Raw genomic sequence first — 16884 nt, 5'->3', positions numbered from 1 at the left:
TGTCGGCGGGCCCAAGACGGTACCGGATTACCTGGGGACAGCAGAGGACCCCCCGCCATGTCGGCAAGGGTCCTGAGGGGCTCAGAGGGATCTACCCGCCGTCCCGCGCCTTCCCTTTATTCGATAGCCAAATGAGGCTATGAATATGAATTCTTAAGGGAATCCGGCTAGGGCACCTGGCATCCGTAGGTGCAGCGACTAGTACTCCAGCCGTAGATCGTTTTGTGCCCTGGTTTTGGGGCTGTCTGCCGCTGGTGGAAACTCAGGTGGCCTCAGCGCACCATCTGGGTAGAGTCGGGCGGTGCCCGAGCTGAAGCGACTACATGCTGGCGATGCCCCGGCGGTCCTGGCCTTCGAGCTGGCGAACCGCGCCTACTTCGCTGCCTCGGTCTCCGACCGCGGCGACGGGTTCTTCGACCAGTTCACCGACCGGTACAGCGCCTTGCTGGCTGAGCAAGAGGCTGGCATCTGCGCCTTCTACGTGCTCGTCGCCGAGGATGGCTCGGTTCTGGGCCGGTTCAACCTGTACGACGTCGAGGACGGTGCTGCCGTGCTCGGCTACCGGGTTGCGCAGCATGTCGCCGGCCGCGGTGTGGCGACCGCGGCTGTCCGGGAGCTGTGCCGGCTGGCGGCGGCGTGGCACGGGCTGCGCATACTGCGGGCGGCCACCTCCCGCGACAATGTGGCGTCCCAGAGGGTGTTGGCCAAAGCCGGGTTCGTCCCGGTTGGCCCGGCTGACCCGGCCGACATCGGCGGTAAGCCTGGCACCTGGTATCAGCGTGACCTAGAAGTCCAGCCGTAGAGCGTGATCTTGCTGGGCCAGCGTACCGTGCGGCGCGACGCCGTGCACCACGGGTGCGCGGGCGCCGCATGCCGGTGCAACGCAGCGATGGGAGAGCGCGCCCGGGGATCACTGTTCCCGGCCTTTCGTCGGCGCGCCCGCACCAACGTATAGCGAACGTCCCTGGCAGACTCGGGAATTTTCGCTGGTGGTGAGGTGGAGCGGGCTGCGCTGGTGATGAGGTGGAGCGGGCCGCGGGTGCGGGTCCGGGTGCGTCAGTCGCGATCCCGGCTCAGCGGCCCGACGCTCATGTCCTGGGTGCCGATGACGGAGAGCAGTTCGAGCTGGGCGGCGCCCTCGGTGCCGGGCGGGGCGGTGAACCACAGCAGGCGCTGGCGTCCGTCCTCGCTGAACAGGCTGTGACAGTCCAGCTCGATGACGCCCAGCGCGGGGTGGACGATGCGCTTGTGGTCGGCCCGGCGCAGGGCGACGTCATGGGTGTCCCACAGGGCGGCGAACTCCTCGCTGCGCCGCCGCAGGGCTGCCACCATCCCGGCCACCTCGCTGTCGCGGCCGCGCCGGGCGGCCACCGCCTGAAGGTCGGCCACGAAGACCCGGGAATGGTGCGGATGATCGTCGGGCGGGTAGACCGCGCGAGCGGCGGGGTCGGTGAACCAGCGGTACACGAAGCTCGCCGCAAGGCCGCGTACCGCCGGGGGCCGGCCGACGAGCGCGGCGGCCGCCTCGTTCTGGACGAGGGTCTCGTGCAGGTCGGTGATGACCTGGGCGGGGGTCGTGGTCAGCCGGTCCAGCAGACCGAGCAGGGCCGGCTGAACGTGCGCGGTCGGGCCGTGCGCCGCGGGCGGGAGGGGCCGGTCGGCCAGGTGGAAGAGGTGATCGCGCTCGTCGCCGCCCAGGCGCAGCGCCCTGGCGAGGGCGGCCAGCGCCTGCTCCGAGGGCTGGGCACCGCGTCCGCGTTCCAGCTCCGTGTAGTAGTCCGCCGACAGGCCGGCGAGTTGTGCGACCTCCTCGCGCCGCAGGCCGGGCACCCGGCGCCGGGGACCGGTGGGCAGGCCCACGTCGGCCGGGCGGATCCGGTCGCGCCGGGATTTCAGGAACGCGGCGAGTTCGGGAAGGTTCACTCCCTCATCGTCGCCGACGGTCCTGCGTCGAGCGAGGTCGGAGCCAGGGGATGACAACCCCTGGGTGGACACAGCCCTGGCTGGGATCGGCGCGCGGGCTGATCGTGGACTCCAAGCACTCCGCCTACTCCAGGTGCTCCAAGTGCTCCAAGTGCTCCAGCAGAAAGAGAGAGCGACCATGCCCTTCGCGAACTTCAAGGTCCCGGCCGGCACCCTCACCGAGAAGCAGAAGGAACAGCTCATCACCCGCACCACCGACCTGTACGCCGAGATCTACGGCGAACGCGCCCGCGCCACCACCCTCGTCCTGGTCGAGGAGGTCACGGACGGCGGCTGGGGCATCGGCGGGAACGTCCTGACCCTCGCCAAGCTCCAGCAGACACCCGAGAGCTAACCCGGCGGCACAGCGGTCTGTTTCGGATGGGGCTGCGGTTCCGGATGGGGCGGTTGATGTGACCGGTGCATGATGGATGCATGGATCTCCGAGTCTTCACAGAACCGCAGCAAGGGGCGACCTACGAGACGCTGCTCCGCGTCGCCAAGGCCGCCGAAGACCTCAACTACGGAGCTTTCTTCCGCTCTGACCATTACATGCACATGGGCTCCGTCGACGGGCTCCCCGGGCCCACCGACGCCTGGATCACCCTGGCCGGCCTCGCGCGCGAGACGAACCGGATCCGTCTCGGCACGCTCATGACGGCCGGTACCTTCCGCCTCCCCGGCGTCCTGGCCATCCAGGTCGCACAGGTCGACCAGATGTCGGGCGGGCGGGTGGAACTCGGGCTGGGCACCGGCTGGTACGAGGCCGAGCACGAGGCGTACGGGATTCCGTTCCCCAAGGAGAAGTTCGGCCGGCTGGAGGAACAACTCGCCGTCGTCACCGGCCTGTGGGCGACGCCCGTCGGTGAACGGTTCGCCTACGAAGGGAAGTACTACCAGCTCAAGGACTCCCCCGCGCTGCCGAAGCCCGCGCAGCCGAAGGTGCCGATCCTGATCGGCGGGCAGGGCGCCAAGCGGACGCCGGCGCTGGCGGCGCGGTACGCCGATGAGTTCAACATGCCGTTCGCCTCCCTCGCCGACACGGAACTGCAGTTCCAGCGGGTGCGGGCGGCGGCCGAGGAGGCCGGACGCGAGGGTGACGACCTGGTGTACTCCAACGCGCTCGTCGCCTGTGTCGGCAAGACCGACGTCGAGGTGAAGCGTCGCGCGGACGCCATCGGGCGTGACGTCGAGGAGCTCAGGGCGAACGGCCTCGCGGGCTCCCCGGCGGAAGTCGTCGAGAAGATCGCCCAGTATCAGGCTGTCGGGTCACGGCGGATGTATCTGCAGATGCTCGACCTCGGCGACCTGGACCACCTGGAGCTGATCGCGGCGGAGGTCATGCCGCAGGTCGGCTGAGGTTGTGACGTGGGTGGGCCGCGGTTGCGGGGCGGGTGCGGGGCGGCCGGGGTTGTGGTGCCCGGCGGCTGAGGTTGTGGTGCCGGACGGCTGAGGGCGTGACCGTGACGTCGGGGGACCTGGGCCGTGCCGTGCGTCGTGCCGACTCTGCGGACTCCTCGAAGATGAGCGCATGACGAACGCCCGCGCCCTGACCGTCCGCCAGCCCTGGGCGGCCCTGATCGCCGCCTGACTGAAGCCGGTGGAGAACCGGTCGTGGGCACTGCCCGCAGGGTTCGCCGGGCCCTTGCTGATTCACGCCGGGACGAAGGACGACGCCGACGGATGGGCTTCGCCCGGCGTCCGCGAAGAGCTCACCGTGCACGAGATCACCTACGGGGCGATCATCGCCGTCGTCGAGCGGGTGACCTGCCACCGCTGCGTCTCGTGCTGCGCCGACCGCTGGGGCGAGCCCGGCGCTTGGCACTGGGTGCTCGAAGACGTCACGGCCCTACCGGAGCCGATCAGTGCGACCGGACGGCTCCGGCTGTGGCGGCCGGAGCCGGAAGCCGTGGTCGCGGCTCTGGCGGCGCCTCAGCGCCTCGGCTGACAACGTCGTACCGGGGAGCGGGTACGGAGCCGGGAAGCGCCAACCTCGATGCGGCTCGGACGTGTTGAGCGAGGGCCGCAGGCAGGAGGGGGCCCCGGGGCCCCTCCTCCACATAATTCCTCCGGCCGGACGTACTCGCCGGCACTACATCCAGGGCCTGTCCCGTGATCATGTGACGGGACAGGCAGTCTCTATGGCCGGGGGTCGGCACGGGCCCGGAGAAGCTGCGGACGTGTGCGGGTGTTAGCTTCCCTTCCCGTGATGGAATACCAGGACGAGACCAGGGCGGCTTACGACGGGGTCGTCGAGCTGTATGCGTCACTGTTCGCTGATCGGTTGGAGACGCACCCGTTCTCGCGGAACATGATCGGCACCTTCGCCGAGCTGGTGCGCGGGACGGGGAACCTGCGGACAGCCGACGTCGGGTGCGGGCCGGGACATCTGACGGCCCTGCTGCACGACTTGGGGTTGGACGCCTTCGGGCTCGACCTCTCCCCGGGAATGGTCGACCATGCCCGGCGGGCCCATCCGGCGCTGCGGTTTGGCGAGGCGCGGATGGAAGCCCTGCCGGTCGAGGACGGCGCGCTCGGCGGCGTACTGGCCCACTACTCGATGATTCATACCCCGCCTGGGGAATTGCCTGCGCTGCTCGCCGAGCAGGTACGTGTCCTGGCACCAGGGGGCCTGCTCCTGGTCTCGTTCTTCGCGACCGACGGACCGGAGCCGGTCCGCTTCGACCACAAGGTGACGCCCGCCTATAGCTGGCCGATGGACCGGTTCGCCGAGTTGCTGGCCGGGGCCGGGCTCGTCACGTTCGCCCGGCTGCTCCACGATCCGGCCTCCGAGCGGGGCTTCCTCGACGCCCACTTGCTGGCCCGCCTTCACTAGAGCGTGCGCCCTAGTGGGGCCGCTCGGCCCCACTACCTGGACCCGCCCCGGGACGGGTCCTGCCTAGAGGCGTCTCGGGGCGTCTCGACCCGTCAGGTGACGTTGAGCTCCCGGCGCGCACGGCTGATCAGGTTCTGGGCATCGGTGCCGAACACGGCCGACTCCCGCAGCGTCCGCCAGGTGCGCAGGTACAGCGCGATCGAGTCGCTGTCGTCGATCCACAGCTCGGCGTGCCAGACCTCGACCATGACGAGTCGCTCGTCGTGCACCCAGAAGCCGCCGGTCGGCGGAATCTTCAGCGAGGCCGTGAAGGGGATGACTCCCAGCCGGACCGTGTCGAGGCCGATCAGTCCGGCGAGGCGGTCGAGCTGCGCGGCGAGCACCGAGGGCGGACAGATCAGCGACCGAAGGGCGGTCTCGCCGATCAGGATCTCGAAGCGCCTGTTCGCCTCGTAGAGAAGCTCTTGCCGCTTCAGACGGGCACGCACGGCCGCCTCGGTGTCGCGGGGCGAGCGCTGAAGCTCCGCGTACCGGTTGAACACGTGCCGGGCGTAGTCGGCCGTCTGGAGGATGCCGGGCACGGTCACGGACTCGAAGCCGTGCACGACGGCTGAGCCCTCGTACTCGGCGGCGATCGTCTGCTGGACCGGCTGATGCCCGGCGGCGAGCTGACGTCGCCACGAGCGGATGTGTGACTCGAACCCCCTTAGCCGGGCGAGGAGTTCGCTGTACGCTTCCGGCTGGCCGGTCGCGTCGGCCCAGGCCCGCAGATCTTCGGGGGTTGCCGTCTGCTTGCCGTTCTCCAGCTTCGAGATCCTGGGCTGTGGCCAGCCGAGAAGCTGCGCGAGGCGGGTACCGGTGAGACGTCCCTCGGGGGCAGACATGCGGAGTTCTCGCAGGCGCACTCCGAGCGCCTCGCGTGCCTGCTGGTAGTCCGTCGTCACCGGTACCCGGACCGCCCTTCTAGCTGGTGGCCGCTGCGAGTTGCTGGAACGGGACGGCGTGATGCCAGGCCGCATCCCGGAGCATCGCGTACCTGATCACCTCGGCCGGTTCGGTGATCAGCTCCACGTCGGTGAGCTCGTCGGCCTCCGTGAAGTTGAGCCGGGCGACCAAGCGCGAGTCGAAGATCCAGAAGTCTTCGCTGCCGAGCCGCAGCCGGTCGGCGTCCGCACGGCGCAGGGTGCGGATGTCCTCCCCGAGCTCGGTGTTCCGTTCGGCGTTGGCCATGAGGTAACGCTGACCGGTGGTCGCCGGGTCGTCGACCAGCCGGACACGGGCGACCGTCTTTCCCTCGCCGGTCTGGCGCCTGATCGTCTCGCAGTACCAGGAGCTCGTGTCCCAGTCGACACGGCCCTCTGCGAGGAACTGCGCGTAGGTCTCCGTCGACTCGTCGGACGCGTACCGGCGCCGGGTCTCCAGCCGCCAGGCGGTGTGCTCGAAGATCTCGAACAGCCGGTTGAAGGCGTCGAGATCGATGATGTTCGCCTGCCGGGTCGCGTCCTTGGGTGCCCAGTCGGTGATCAGCTCGCGCGGGACGACCTCGGCCACCTCGCCGGGGCCCAGGTGCTGGAGCTGAGCGACGTCCTCGGGGTCGGTCAGCGGCGGGCCGTGCACGATCACCTGGCCGGTGTCGACGTCCTCGTGGATCGACGGGCAGCCGGTGTCCCCGCTGCCTGTGCCGTTGAAGCGGATGTTGCGCGTCATGTGCCCCTCCCTCGTCGGGCCGTGCTCTGTGTTGATCAGCTTGTCGCCGGGCCGTCCAGCGCGGCTATGGCCTCCCTGACGCTGTGTGAGAATCCTCGGGTATAAGTCGTAGCACCACCAGAATAACGGCGAATATCTGCTGTCGCCCAGAACTCCCGCAGGCCAACGCTGAGTTCATGACCACTGCACAGAAGTCGGGCACGACCGAACCCGTCGATGCGGTCGAGGTGCTGCGTGGAGCGCTGACGGCGGCGGGGATCGTCCTGCCGTCCCTGGGAGCCGACACGGCCTCCCCAGACCTGAACCTGATCAACCTGGGGCGAGTGCGCTCGGACGTCGCGCTCAGGCTCGCCGACGTCCTCCGGCGGGGGTGCTCATGAGTACGACCACCGACGAGGTGACCTGTCGGCCGAATGCACGCTGGCGCAGCGGCCGGGCTACGAAGACCTGCATCACGAGTGCAGGCAGATCACGGACGTGCCGCTGCCGCACTCGAACGGCCTGCTCCTGATCAAGCGATGCGGCTGTGGCTGTCACCAGTCCGGCGGTGCGTCATGAGCGCCCGTGTCTGCCGCGCCTGCGACGAGGTGATCAGCGACCCTGCGGACGGTGTAATCCGCTGATGCGGGTGCAAATCACTGCCCCGAGCTGGGAGTTCGTGGTGTTCGTCGTATCAAATAATACGCCCTGAGCCTCAAGACGGACCTGTCCCGACTGGACGCGGATCTTGCGGGCTCCCGGACCGGCCCCACGGACGAGCCCGACCCCACCTGACAAGGGTTCCTCGCCCCCGCCGCCCCTACCCCGTCGCCCACCTCCGCTCCACCACCCCCTGATCCCCCGCCGCCAGTCGTCTCAGCATCTCCAGGACCCGGTCCCGGGACTCGTCCGCCGCGTCGATCGCCTCCATGCACTGCCAGTACGTCCCCTGCTCGTGCGCCGCGCAGGCGATACCGACGAGAGCGATCCCCACCTCCCCGAGGAGACCGTCGAGGCACAGCAACGCCTCGCGGGCGTCGCCCAACTCGGTGAGCTGGGCCGCCCGTAAGTCACTGACGTCGAGCGCGGGCGTGTCCAGGACACCGCAGCCCCGGCCCGCCAACTCGGTCAGCCCGAGCGCCTCGCCCCGCAGCTCAGGCGGCCCCGAGACGGCGAACCGACTCCCTATCGCCTGGGCCAGGGCCTGCGCCTGCCACGCCTCCGTCATCACCTCGGCCGTGTCCCTGCCCCCCGCCAGGGCACACCTGCTCGTCACGATGAGCCGCACCGCGTCCATGCGCTGCCCCCGTCTGTCCCGACGCGCTCGTCGCACGTCCGCCCGAACTCCCCTGTCCACTACCCAGAGTGAGTCCACGTGGGACGAAAAGCCAGAGGAAGCCCGAAATCTGTGGACAGAGAATTGAATGTGGACAACTCAACAACTCCGGAGAGTGACAATCGGACCCGAGGCTTCCTCGGAGCGTCCCCGAGGCTTCCTCGGGCGCCCTCCACTACCTCCCCTCCCCCGCCGGAAACCTCCGCTCGTTCCGGTCGATCTTCGCGTCGAGCGCCGCCAGCGCGTCGATACCGAGCACCTCGCACAGCTGCAGCAGATACGCCAGGACATCCGCCACCTCGTCCGTGACGCGATGCGCGGAATCCGCGTCGTCCATGACCCGCGCCGACTCCTCAGGGGTCAGCCACTGGAAGATCTCCACCAGTTCGGACGCCTCCACGCTCAGCGCGGCGACCAGGTTCTTGGGGGTGTGGTACTGCTGCCAGTTCCGCGCGGCCGCGAACTCGGCCAGCCTGCGCTGCAACTTCGCCACGTCCAGTTCACTTTCACTCACGGCGTCAGGTCTACCACCGTGACCCCGGCCACCCCGCACGCCCGCACGGCATCGCTCACCGCACCCACCAGCCGGATGTGCCCCCGCTCGCACATCCGCGCCGCCAGCCGCACCAACTCCCCGGCCTGCCGCACGTCCAGCCCGCGGTCGAGGCCGTCGGCCAGCACCGTCAGCGTCTGCAACGCGGCCGGGACCTCGCCCGCCGGGTCGACCTCCAGCACCCCGGGCCCGGTGAGCAGCACCAGGGCCAGCGCCAGATACCTCAGCTCACCGTCCCCGAGCAGCCCCAGATGCGTACGGACGCCGTCCCCGCGGTCGAGCAGCGCGCGGACCGTGCCGTCGCCGAGCGGCTCGGCCAGTACGTCCGCGACGGGGCCCGCGCATCCGGCCCGTACCGCCGCGACCAGGTGCGCGTACCGGTGGCCGCACTCCGAGCGGGTGCGCCACAGCACATCGGCGAGGTTGTCGCAGCCCCGCAGCAGCCGTCCCGCGCCGAGCGGCGCGGCGGCGCGCATCCGCCGGGGGCTCGGGTCGCAGGCGTACACGGACCGCAGGGCGACCACCATCTGTTCGGCGGCGGCGAGGACCTGGCGCTCGCCGTCCGTTCTGCCCGCGACGCGCAGGGGCAGGAGCGCGGTGCCGAGGCGTTGGTCGGGGAGCGGGCCCCGGGTCACCGCGGACGAGCCCGCCGTGTGCCAGGCCGCCTGGACGACGCGGCGCCCCGGATCACGTAGCGCGGTCTCGAGGAGGGTCAGCCCGCCCGCGGTCAGCCGCTCGCCGACGATGCGCAGTTCGGGCTCGGCCTGTACGGCGACATCGAGCCGTACGGGTCCTTCGGGGCCGTCCACCGTGCAGCCGATACGGAATCCGCGCCGGCGCTGGGCGTCGGGCCGGGCCCGCTCGGGCACGCACGCGACCGGGTCCGGGAACACCTCCCCCAGCTCGGCGCCGCCGCCGAGCCGCGCCAGCGCCTCGTACGCCCGCAGGGCGCCGGTCTTGCCGCTGCCGCTGGGCCCCGTGAAGAGGGTGAGGGGTCCGAGCGGGAACCGGACGCGCCGGTGCGCGGCGAAGGCGGCGAGCCGCAGCTCGGTGGCGCCGGGCCGGTCGGGGTGTGCCTCGGCCTGGGCTGGGGCCGCCGCGGGGGCCGCCACATCTGACACTGTCATATGTGGACGGTAGGGCCCGGTCCGGCAGGCGAACCGTTACGCCCGGATGGCCTTCCTACGAACGAGGGATCGGAGCACCGATCGACGGCTCCGCGAGCGCCCGCACACGCACCCTTACGTGTCGGACCCCTTACGTGTCGGACCCGCTACGTGTCAGACCCTCTACGTGTCAAGCCCCCGGAACCCCCACCCCCTCCATCAGCCCCCGTACCTCGGTCCCCCGCGGTGTCAGCAGGAACACGTTCCGGTCGACCCGGTGCATTCCGCTCGCCAGGCCGAAGACGACTCCCGTGCTGAAGTCCAGCACCCGCTTGGCGACCTCGGTCTCCGCGCTGGTCAGGTCGAGCAGGACGGGGATGCCCGACATCAGTGTCTCGGCGACGTCGCGGGCGTCCGCGAACACATTGACCCGCAGGACCACGAAGCGGCGCCGCGCCTCGGTCACGGCCTCGGGTATCGACCGGTGGCCGACTGCCGAGGGCCAGGCGTCCCGGCCCCGCAGCGGAACGACCTGGGCGAGCCCTTCCCACTGCTCGTCGGTGACGTCGTGGCTGTTCACTGGCCCACCCCGTCCTGGCTCGCACTCATTGTCTGCACCGGCCAATTCTTACGCATGGTCACCCGTTCGGCCCAATAGCGACACGGTCCGCGACGCCCTCACATCGCCCGCCGGACGGTTGTGCAGCGGGCGTAACCCCTCAAGATCACATCATGTGACATCCGCGTAACGGGCAATTCGTACTGTCATCGGCATGACCACGACCCCCCGACCCGAGCAGGTCCGAACCGTCTGCTCGTACTGCGGTGTGGGCTGCGGCATGGTCCTCGACATCGGCGGCGGACCCGATGGACGGCGTACGGTCCTGAAGGCGTCCGGCGACAAGGCGCACCCCGCGAACTCGGGCCGGCTGTGCACCAAGGGCGCGACCACGGCCGACATGCTCGTCGCGCCCGGCCGGCTGACCACCGCGCTCGTGCGGGACGATCGCGGCGAGGAGCCGAGGCCCGTCCCCGTCGACACGGCCCTCGCCGAGACCGCCCGGCGCCTTCGCGCGGTCATCGACGAGCACGGCCCGGACGCCGTCGCCTTCTACGTCTCCGGACAGATGACCCTCGAAGCGCAGTACCTGGCCAACAAACTGGCCAAGGGCTTCGTACGGACGAACCAGATCGAGTCGAACTCGCGGCTGTGCATGGCGAGCGCGGGCACGGGCTACAAGCTGTCGCTCGGCGCCGACGGGCCGCCGGGGTCGTACGACGATCTCGACCGCGCGGACGTGTTCCTCGTGATCGGCTCGAACATGGCCGACTGTCATCCGATCCTCTTCCTGCGGCTCATGGATCGCGTGAAGGCCGGCGCCAAGCTGATCGTCGTCGATCCGCGCCGCACCGCGACGGCGGTGAAGGCCGATCTGTTTCTGCAGATCAGGCCGGGTACCGACCTCGCGCTGCTCAACGGCCTGCTGCACCTGCTGCACGAAGGCGGGTACACGGACCCGGACTTCATCGCCCGGCACACCGAGGGCTGGGAGGCGATGCCCGCGTTCCTCGCCGACTACCCGCCCGCCGCCGTCGCCGAGATCACCGGCATCCCGGAGGACGACATCCGGACGGCGGCGCGGCTGATCGGCGAGGCCGGGGAGTGGACGAGCTGCTGGACCATGGGCCTGAACCAGTCCACGCACGGCACCTGGAACACCAACGCGCTCGTCAATCTGCATCTCGCGACGGGTGCCATCTGCCGGCCGGGCAGCGGTCCGTTCTCCCTCACCGGGCAGCCCAACGCCATGGGCGGGCGCGAGATGGGGTACATGGGGCCCGGGCTGCCCGGGCAGCGGTCGGTGCTGGTGGACGAGGAACGCGCCTTCGTCGAGGAGCTGTGGGGGCTGCCGGGCGGGAGCATCCGCAAGGACGGGGTGGGACAGGGCACCGTCGAGATGTTCCGGAAGATGGCCGAGGGGGACATAAAAGCCTGCTGGATCATCTGCACCAACCCCGTCGCCTCGGTGGCCAATCGCCGCACGGTCATCGAAGGGCTCGAAGCCGCCGAGTTCGTCGTCACCCAGGACGTCTTCGCCGAGACCGAGACCAACGCGTACGCCGATGTCGTGCTCCCCGGCGCGCTGTGGACGGAGGCCGAGGGCGTCCTCGTCAACAGCGAGCGGACGCTGACCCTGGCACGGCCCATCGTCGACCCGCCCGGGGAGGCGAGGGCGGACTGGCGGATCATCGCGGCCGTCGCCCGCGCCATGGGGTACGAGGAGGGGTTCTCGTACGACAGTGCCGAGCAGATCTTCGAGGAGATCAAGCGGGCGTGGAATCCGAAGACCGGGTGGGATCTGCGGGGTGCGTCGTACGAGCGGCTGCGGGGCGGGCCCGTGCAGTGGCCCGTCGCCCGGGAGGACGGGCCGGCGCGGAATCCGATCCGGTATGTGGGGGGAGAGGGGGAGCTGTCGTTTCCCACGGCGAGCGGACGGGCCGTGTTCCACGCGCGGCCGCATCTGCCGCCCGCCGAGATGCCCGACGACGACTTTCCCTTCGTCCTCAACACCGGAAGGCTGCAGCATCAGTGGCACACGCTGACCAAGACGGGGAAGGTGGCCAAGCTCAACAAGCTGAATCCCGGGCCGTTCGTGGAGCTGCATCCCGAGGACGCCGCCTCGCTCGGGGTCGCGGAGGGGGACTCGGTGGAGGTCGCCTCCCGGCGCGGGCGGGCCGTGTTGCCCGCGGTGGTGACGGACCGGGTGCGGCCGGGGTGCGTGTTCGCGCCCTTCCACTGGAACGACCTGTTCGGTGAGTACCTGAGCATCAACGCGGTGACGAGTGACGCGGTGGATCCGGTGTCGTTCCAGCCGGAGTTCAAGGTGTGCGCGGTGTCGCTGGCGAGGATCGCCGCCCCCGCCGCCCCTGCCACCGTCCCTGCCCGGTCCCGTCCCCTGGAGGCTGCGCCCCCAGACCCCCATATCGCGCTGACGCGCTCGTCCTCGAACGCCCGACAGGCTGAGATCCTCGGTCTGGACGCGGTGCCACCACCCGTTCTCTCCGCCGCCGAACGCCAGTACCTCACCGGCTTCCTCGCCGGGCTCTCCTCCGGCCTCCCCGGCGTGCCCGTCCTTCCCCCGGACGCCCCCTTCGACCCCGCTCACGCCCTCTGGGTGAACGGGGTGCTCGCCGGTATGTACTCCCGCTCCGCGCCCCCGGCCGCCCCCTCGCCCGAGGCGGCGGGTCGTGAAGTCGTGGTGCTGTGGGCCTCCCAGACCGGGAACGCGGAGGAGTTCGCGGTGGCCGCCACCGAGCGGATCGCCGCCACCGGGCACCGGGCGCGACTGGTCGGCATGGACGAGGCGGACGTCGGCACGCTCGCCCGCGGTGCCGATCTGCTCTTCATCACCAGCACCTTCGGGGACGGCGACGCGCCCGACAACGGGTCCGGCCTGTGGGACACCCTGTCCGGGCAGGAGGCCCCGCGCCTGGACGGCGCGCGCTATGCCGTACTGGCCTTCGGCGACTCCTCGTACGACGACTTCTGCGGGCACGGGCGCCGGCTGGACGCGCGGCTCGACGAGTTGGGCGCCGTACGCCTGGCTCCCCGTACGGACTGCGAACCGGACTACGAGCCGTCCGCGGACGCCTGGCTGGAGCAGGTCCTCACCGTGCTCGGCGGGCGAACGGACATCCCCAGGGCGCCCCGCGCGGCCAAGCCCGCGCCTGCCGCCGCCACCGCCCGGCTCACCGACAACCGGCTGCTCAGCCTGCCCGGCGCCGGCAAGGAGGTCCGCCGGTTCACCTTCGACACCCGGGAGAGCGAGGGCCCGCTGCCGTACGAGGCGGGGGACGCGCTCGGCGTACGGCCCGTCAACTCACGGGAACTGGTGGCCGAATGGCTGGACGTGGTCGGTGTCGACGGCGCGGCTCCCGTCGATGTCACAGGTGTGGGTGACGTTCCGTTCGCCGAGGCCCTGCTTCGGCATCTCGACATCACCCGGATCACCCCTGACCTGCTCCGCTTCGTCGGGGAACGGACGCGTGACGGGCGGGAGTTGCGGAAGCTGCTGCGCCCGGACAACAAGGGTGAACTGGCGCGCTGGTCGTGGGGGCGGCAGGCCGTGGACGTGGTGGCCGAGCATCCGGTGCGGGCGTCCGCGCACGAGTGGGCCGAGGTGTTCAAGCGGCTGCAGCCCCGGCTGTACTCGATCTCGTCGAGTCCGCTCGTCGACCCGCACCTCGTCTCGCTGACCGTCTCCGTCGTGCGGTACGAGAATCTGCGCGGGCGGCTGCGCGGCGGGGTGTGTTCGCCCTTCCTCGCCGATGCCGAGCGGGACGCGCGGGTGCCGGTCTTCGTACAGAGGTCGCCGCACTTCAGGCCTCCGGCGGACGGGACGACACCCATGGTGATGGTGGGTCCCGGTACCGGAGTGGCGCCGTTCGTCGGATTTCTTCAGGAGCGGCGGGCACTCGGGCACCGGGCGCCGAACTGGCTGTTCTTCGGCGAGCAGCACCGCGCCACCGACTTCTACTACGAGGACGAGCTGACCGCGCTGCTCGACGACGGCACGCTCACCCGGCTCGACACCGCGTTCTCGCGCGACCAGCGCGCCAAGGTCTACGTACAGGACCGGATGCGCGAGCACGGGCCCGAGCTGTGGCACTGGCTCCAGGACGGCGCCCGCTTCTATGTGTGCGGGGATGCCTCGCGCATGGCCAAGGACGTCGACCGGGCGCTGCGGGACATCGCCGTGGCGCACGGCGGTCTGGGCGAGGCGGAGGCCGCCGCGTACGTCAAGCAGCTGGCGGCGGACAAGCGGTACGTCCGGGATGTGTACTGAGGCCACGTGTACGGAGGCGACGTGCACCGAAGCGACGTGTACGGAGACGACGTCTGTCGAGACACGGGCTGTGGTGTGCGCCACGATGGCCACAAAGTGCACATAATTACCCATGAGCCTGAGCATCCGCAACCAGCTCCCCGGCACCGTCATGTCCGTCACCCGGGGCGAGGTGATGGCGGCGGTCAAGGTCCGTCTCGACGGCGGCGAGGAGCTCACCGCGGCCATCACCCTGGAGGCCGTCGAGGATCTGGGCCTCACCGCGGGCTCGACGGTCCGCGCCCTGGTCAAGGCGACGGAGGTCGCCCTGGCCACCGGCCCGGTCGACGGGGTGAGCATCCGCAACCGGCTCCCCGGCACGGTGACCGAGGTGTCCACGGGCGAGGCCATGGCCCAGGTCAAGGTCAATGTCGCGGGCGGCGAGCTGACCTCCGCGATCACCAAGGACGCGGTCACGGAACTCGGTCTGCGGGCGGGCGTACCGGTCGTGGCACTCATCAAGTCCACCGAGGTGTCTCTCTCCAACGCATGAGAGACGCGCCAACGCATGACTGACGCGCGAAACGCGGACACACAGGAAACAAACCAACTTCTTACCTTCCTCACACCGGAATCTTCACATCCGGCACCATGCCCTTCATCTGCGGGAATTACCGTCCGACCCCGTGTACTTGGCAGAAATGCGGCCGTCGACCGCCGGCCCACAGGCCCTCACGAAGGCGTCGTCCGACGAGGCGCCCGCGCAGTGGCACCGCGTCCTGACCCTGCTCGCGAACATCAGCCTCTTCATCGGTATGCGCCCGATGTGGACGTCGGCCGCGAGCCACCACCTCGCCGTCGCGGCGGTGATGTCGGTCTGCTACGCCTCGATCCTGGTGACCGGCGTCCTGACGCTGATCGCGCGCCGGACCCGTTCGCTGGCCCGCCTCGACCTCGTCGTCCTGGTGACGGCCGTGACGCTCGCGGTGTGCGGTTTCGTGATCTACCACGGCGGCGGTGACGAGTCGGTCCTCACCTCGCAGGCCGCCCGTGAGTTCGTCGCCGGGCACCAGGTCTACGACCAGCCCTGGCGCTGGCTCTTCGGGCAGCAGGGTGTCGCCCTCACACCGACGATGACCGGCGGCTACGACTACACGTACGGCTATCCGCCGCTGCCCCTGCTGCTCGCCGCGCCGTTCCTGTGGGTGGGGCACGGGGCGGCCCCGGCGGTGCTGACCAGCACGGGTGCCCTGATCGTGGCCACGATCGTGATGTGGCGGATGCTGCCGACGCAGTGGCGGTCCGCGGCCACAATGGTCTGCCTCGGCTTCGGCCTGCTGCCGTCGTACGCCCGGCTCGGCTATCCGGCGATCGTCGCCTGCGCCTTCCTCATCCCTGTGGTGGTGCGCTGGCCGCGGATGGGGCACGGCGGGCGGGGGGACTGGGCGCGGGCGGCGTGTCTGGGCGCGGCCTGCGCCTCCCAGCAGCTGCCGTGGTTCCTCACGCCGTTCCTGCTGGCCGGGGTCTACGCCCTGCGCCGCGGCGATCTCGGCCCGCGCGCCGCCGCGGTGGCGGTGGGCCGGATCGTGGGCGTGGCCGCCCTGACCTGGCTGCTGATCAACGCGTACTTCATCGTGAGCGAGCCGCGCAGCTGGCTCTCCGGGATCGCGCTCCCCCTCACCCAGAAGGCGACCCTGCACGGCCAGGGCCTGGTCGGTATCTCGCTCTACTTCACCGACGGCAGCGGCCGGCTGTCCTGGTACTCACACGCGAGCATGCTGCTGGCCGCGGGCCTGCTCGGGCTCTTCGTGTTCTTCGTGCGCCGGCTGGGGCCCGCGGCGACGGTCCTGCCGTGGTGCGCGTTCTTCCTGGCGACGCGCTCGCAGGACGGCTACTACCTGATGATGACGCCGTTGTGGCTGGCGGCGGCCGTCACCGCGCCGCCGGCGGCCTTCGCCACGGCGTGGCAGCCGCGGCCCGCCTTCCTGCGCGGCCCGCACCGGCAACGGGCGCGCATCGCCACGGGTCTGCTCCTGCTCGTCCCGTCCCTCGTCTCGGCGACCCTGGCGGTGACGGGCTCGCCGCCCCTGCAGATGCAGCTCGTCAGCGAGAGCCGGACCACCGCCGAAGCCGTGACCGCGCTCACCGTCCGTGTCACCAACCACGGCGACGCGGCCCTCACCCCGCACTTCACCCTGACCACGGGCCAGGGCATGGGCCGCTACTGGTCCATCAAGTCCGGCCCCGCCACGCTCGACGGGCACGCCTCGGCCCGCTACGAGCTGCTGCCGCCCTCCGGCACATTCACCGTGCCCCGCGCCGGGGTACGCATGCGGCTGCGGGCCGTCTCCGCAGCGCCGATGACGCTGTCCAGCACGGACCTCCATCTGAAGGCCGCGGCAAGCACCCGCTAGGACCGCCGGACGTACGCCGCCGGTCGTGTTTCCGCGCGGCCGGCGGTAGACGTCAGGAGGATGGTCGAGTACGGGCGTACTGCGTTCTCAGTAGTCGGAAATGTCGGCACGTGCACGACGACGGGAGGGGTCTTCCACGGGGAACCTGATGGGGTTCCCGAGATC

At 70.4% G+C, this 16884-nt stretch carries 16 protein-coding genes; 9 read left to right on the top strand and 7 right to left on the bottom strand.

The window, feature by feature from the left end; all coding sequences use genetic code 11:
* The first annotated feature begins 301 nt into the window (after positions 1-301).
* Positions 302-802 (top strand): GNAT family N-acetyltransferase, encoded by a 501-nt coding sequence (locus OG747_RS33530; RefSeq protein WP_405883100.1) that lies wholly within the window; start codon positions 302-304, stop codon positions 800-802.
* 254 nt (positions 803-1056) lie between these two features.
* On the opposite strand, the gene OG747_RS33525 is transcribed toward OG747_RS33530, so the two are convergent.
* Positions 1057-1923: a helix-turn-helix transcriptional regulator gene (locus OG747_RS33525; RefSeq protein WP_405883099.1), complete on the bottom strand. Its 867-nt coding sequence runs from the start codon at positions 1921-1923 to the stop codon at positions 1057-1059.
* 178 nt (positions 1924-2101) lie between these two features.
* Here OG747_RS33525 and OG747_RS33520 point away from each other — a divergent pair, with 178 nt between their 5' ends.
* The 4 genes from OG747_RS33520 (at position 2102) to OG747_RS33505 (ending at position 4798) form a co-directional block, all read left to right on the top strand.
* Entirely contained in the window at positions 2102-2317 is a 216-nt protein-coding gene (locus tag OG747_RS33520) for a 4-oxalocrotonate tautomerase family protein (RefSeq protein WP_405883098.1), read from the top strand.
* 80 nt (positions 2318-2397) lie between these two features.
* Positions 2398-3321 (top strand): LLM class F420-dependent oxidoreductase, encoded by a 924-nt coding sequence (locus OG747_RS33515; protein WP_405883097.1) that lies wholly within the window; start codon positions 2398-2400, stop codon positions 3319-3321.
* Positions 3322-3607: 286 nt separating this feature from the next.
* Positions 3608-3910: a hypothetical protein gene (locus tag OG747_RS33510; protein WP_405883096.1), complete on the top strand. Its 303-nt coding sequence runs from the start codon at positions 3608-3610 to the stop codon at positions 3908-3910.
* Positions 3911-4168: 258 nt separating this feature from the next.
* On the top strand, positions 4169-4798 hold the full coding sequence (locus OG747_RS33505) for a class I SAM-dependent methyltransferase (protein ID WP_405883095.1): 630 nt from the start codon (positions 4169-4171) through the stop codon (positions 4796-4798).
* A gap of 92 nt (positions 4799-4890) precedes the next feature.
* Here OG747_RS33505 and OG747_RS33500 read toward each other — a convergent pair whose 3' ends face one another.
* Both OG747_RS33500 and OG747_RS33495 read right to left on the bottom strand, forming a co-directional pair.
* Positions 4891-5742: a helix-turn-helix domain-containing protein gene (locus OG747_RS33500; RefSeq protein ID WP_405883094.1), complete on the bottom strand. Its 852-nt coding sequence runs from the start codon at positions 5740-5742 to the stop codon at positions 4891-4893.
* Positions 5743-5761: 19 nt separating this feature from the next.
* Positions 5762-6505 (bottom strand): DUF6879 family protein, encoded by a 744-nt coding sequence (locus OG747_RS33495; RefSeq protein WP_405883093.1) that lies wholly within the window; start codon positions 6503-6505, stop codon positions 5762-5764.
* Positions 6506-6681: 176 nt separating this feature from the next.
* Here OG747_RS33495 and OG747_RS33490 point away from each other — a divergent pair, with 176 nt between their 5' ends.
* Positions 6682-6885, top strand: a complete 204-nt coding sequence (locus OG747_RS33490; RefSeq protein ID WP_405883092.1) for a hypothetical protein — start codon at positions 6682-6684, stop codon at positions 6883-6885.
* A gap of 419 nt (positions 6886-7304) precedes the next feature.
* Here the strand turns inward: OG747_RS33490 and OG747_RS33485 are convergent, their stop codons facing one another.
* From OG747_RS33485 to OG747_RS33470, 4 genes are all read right to left on the bottom strand, one after another.
* Complete coding sequence (locus tag OG747_RS33485; protein ID WP_405883091.1) at positions 7305-7781, bottom strand: DUF6099 family protein; 477 nt, start codon at positions 7779-7781, stop codon at positions 7305-7307.
* A gap of 214 nt (positions 7782-7995) precedes the next feature.
* Positions 7996-8334, bottom strand: a complete 339-nt coding sequence (locus OG747_RS33480; RefSeq protein ID WP_405883090.1) for a nucleotide pyrophosphohydrolase — start codon at positions 8332-8334, stop codon at positions 7996-7998.
* Complete coding sequence (locus OG747_RS33475; RefSeq protein WP_405883089.1) at positions 8331-9500, bottom strand: AAA family ATPase; 1170 nt, start codon at positions 9498-9500, stop codon at positions 8331-8333. Before OG747_RS33475 ends, OG747_RS33480 begins: the two co-directional genes overlap by 4 nt.
* Positions 9501-9669: 169 nt before the next feature.
* Positions 9670-10059, bottom strand: coding sequence for a cell division protein SepF (locus OG747_RS33470; protein ID WP_405883088.1), 390 nt, complete (start codon positions 10057-10059; stop codon positions 9670-9672).
* Positions 10060-10252: 193 nt separating this feature from the next.
* Here OG747_RS33470 and OG747_RS33465 point away from each other — a divergent pair, with 193 nt between their 5' ends.
* The 3 genes from OG747_RS33465 (at position 10253) to OG747_RS33455 (ending at position 16719) form a co-directional block, all read left to right on the top strand.
* Positions 10253-14326: a molybdopterin-dependent oxidoreductase gene (locus OG747_RS33465; protein ID WP_405883087.1), complete on the top strand. Its 4074-nt coding sequence runs from the start codon at positions 10253-10255 to the stop codon at positions 14324-14326.
* A gap of 112 nt (positions 14327-14438) precedes the next feature.
* The gene (locus tag OG747_RS33460) at positions 14439-14858 is read left to right on the top strand and encodes a molybdopterin-binding protein (protein WP_405883086.1); all 420 of its coding nucleotides are present in this window, start codon (positions 14439-14441) and stop codon (positions 14856-14858) included.
* A gap of 148 nt (positions 14859-15006) precedes the next feature.
* Positions 15007-16719, top strand: a complete 1713-nt coding sequence (locus OG747_RS33455; protein WP_405885824.1) for a hypothetical protein — start codon at positions 15007-15009, stop codon at positions 16717-16719.
* Positions 16720-16884 lie beyond the last annotated feature (165 nt).

The sequence above is a fragment of the Streptomyces sp. NBC_01384 genome, from assembly GCF_045040035.1.
GTDB lineage: Bacteria > Actinomycetota > Actinomycetes > Streptomycetales > Streptomycetaceae > Streptomyces.
The sequence above is the reverse complement of the archived record's forward strand: the minus strand, read 5'-3'. Positions and strand labels throughout refer to the sequence as shown.

Excerpts from the sequence above, each read along its gene's own strand:
- OG747_RS33520 (WP_405883098.1), top strand. The coding sequence starts at position 2,102 with ATGCCCTTCGCGAACTTCAAGGTCCCGGCCGGCACCCTCACCGAGAAG.
- OG747_RS33515 (WP_405883097.1), top strand. The coding sequence starts at position 2,398 with ATGGATCTCCGAGTCTTCACAGAACCGCAGCAAGGGGCGACCTACGAG.
- OG747_RS33495 (WP_405883093.1), bottom strand. The coding sequence starts at position 6,505 with ATGACGCGCAACATCCGCTTCAACGGCACAGGCAGCGGGGACACCGGC.
- OG747_RS33490 (WP_405883092.1), top strand. The coding sequence starts at position 6,682 with ATGACCACTGCACAGAAGTCGGGCACGACCGAACCCGTCGATGCGGTC.
- OG747_RS33485 (WP_405883091.1), bottom strand. The coding sequence starts at position 7,781 with ATGGACGCGGTGCGGCTCATCGTGACGAGCAGGTGTGCCCTGGCGGGG.
- OG747_RS33475 (WP_405883089.1), bottom strand. The coding sequence starts at position 9,500 with ATGACAGTGTCAGATGTGGCGGCCCCCGCGGCGGCCCCAGCCCAGGCC.
- OG747_RS33465 (WP_405883087.1), top strand. The coding sequence starts at position 10,253 with ATGACCACGACCCCCCGACCCGAGCAGGTCCGAACCGTCTGCTCGTAC.
- OG747_RS33460 (WP_405883086.1), top strand. The coding sequence starts at position 14,439 with ATGAGCCTGAGCATCCGCAACCAGCTCCCCGGCACCGTCATGTCCGTC.
- OG747_RS33455 (WP_405885824.1), top strand. The coding sequence starts at position 15,007 with ATGCGGCCGTCGACCGCCGGCCCACAGGCCCTCACGAAGGCGTCGTCC.